The organism is Streptomyces sp. MS191, from assembly GCF_008042125.1.
Classification (GTDB): Bacteria; Actinomycetota; Actinomycetes; order Streptomycetales; family Streptomycetaceae; genus Streptomyces.
In genome coordinates, this window is the sequence record NZ_RDBI01000014.1 from 5,826 (window position 1) to 6,998 (window position 1,173).

General features: G+C 75.4%; 2 protein-coding genes. One reads left to right on the forward strand and one right to left on the reverse strand.

Going from position 1 to position 1,173, the window contains the following annotated elements:
* Positions 1–694: family 1 glycosylhydrolase (locus EAO71_RS02000; protein WP_147976026.1), on the forward strand; the 694-nt coding region annotated here is incomplete at its 5' end.
* Here the strand turns inward: EAO71_RS02000 and EAO71_RS38435 are convergent.
* A partial coding sequence (locus EAO71_RS38435; protein ID WP_261991948.1) for a family 1 glycosylhydrolase occupies positions 657–1,173 on the reverse strand: 517 nt, incomplete at its 5' end. The genes EAO71_RS02000 and EAO71_RS38435 overlap by 38 nt on opposite strands.

A 1,173-nucleotide genomic window follows, 5' to 3' on the forward strand; every position in this document is an offset into this window, starting at 1 on the left:
GGTGACCAACCACTCCACCGTCGAGGCGGCCACCCCCCGGCCCGAGGACGTCGCGGCGGCCCGCCGGCTGGACGGCCACCTCACCCGCTGGTGGCTCGACCCGGTGTACGGCCGGGGCTTCCCCGCCGACATGCGCGAGCTCTACGGGGTCGACCTGCCCGAGCGGGCGGGCGACCCGGAGACGATCGCCGCACCGCTGGACTGGCACGGCCTCAACTACTACTTCCCGGCCGTCGTCGTCGACGACCCCGACGGTCCCGTCCCGCACGCCCGGGAGGTCCACCGGCCGGAGGTCCCGCACACCGGGATGGACTGGCCGATCGACGCCGACGGACTGGAGTCCCTGCTGCTCCGCCTCACCGAGGACTACGGCGTCCGCGAGCTCTACGTCACCGAGAACGGCTCGTCCTTCCCGGACACGGTGGGCCCGGACGGCGCCGTCGACGACCCCGAGCGCACCCGCTACCTGGAGGGGCACCTGGCGGCCTGTGCCCGCGCCGTCCGCAAGGGCGCTCCGCTGGCCGGCTACTACGCCTGGTCGCTGCTCGACAACTTCGAGTGGGCCTACGGCTACGACAAGCGCTTCGGTCTCGTCCACGTCGACTACGCCACCCAGCGGCGCACCGTGAAGTCCAGCGGCCGTTGGTACGCGGACCTCATCCGCGCCCACCGCGCGCTCGGCGCGACGGACTGACGACCCGGACGGGCCCGAAGGGGCCCCCTCCGCCGTGGAACACCCGCGGCGGAGGGGGCCCCCTTCGGCGTGCGGTCGATCGGGCCTTCCGCGGGCGGTCCGGTGCCGACGCGTCGGCACGACGGCGCACCCCCGGGCCCCGGCTCGTGGAGGGTGCGCTCCGGGGGGCCTTCGGTGCACGCGGGACCTCCGGCCGGTGGACCTCCCGGGCGTGCGGGACGGGACCGTCGGGGTCGTCGACGACGACGGCCGGGAAGTAGTAGTTGAGGCCGTGCCAGTCCAGCGGTGCGGCGATCGTCTCCGGGTCGCCCGCCCGCTCGGGCAGGTCGACCCCGTAGAGCTCGCGCATGTCGGCGGGGAAGCCCCGGCCGTACACCGGGTCGAGCCACCAGCGGGTGAGGTGGCCGTCCAGCCGGCGGGCCGCCGCGACGTCCTCGGGCCGGGGGGTGGCCGCCTCGACGGTGGAGTGGTTGGTCACC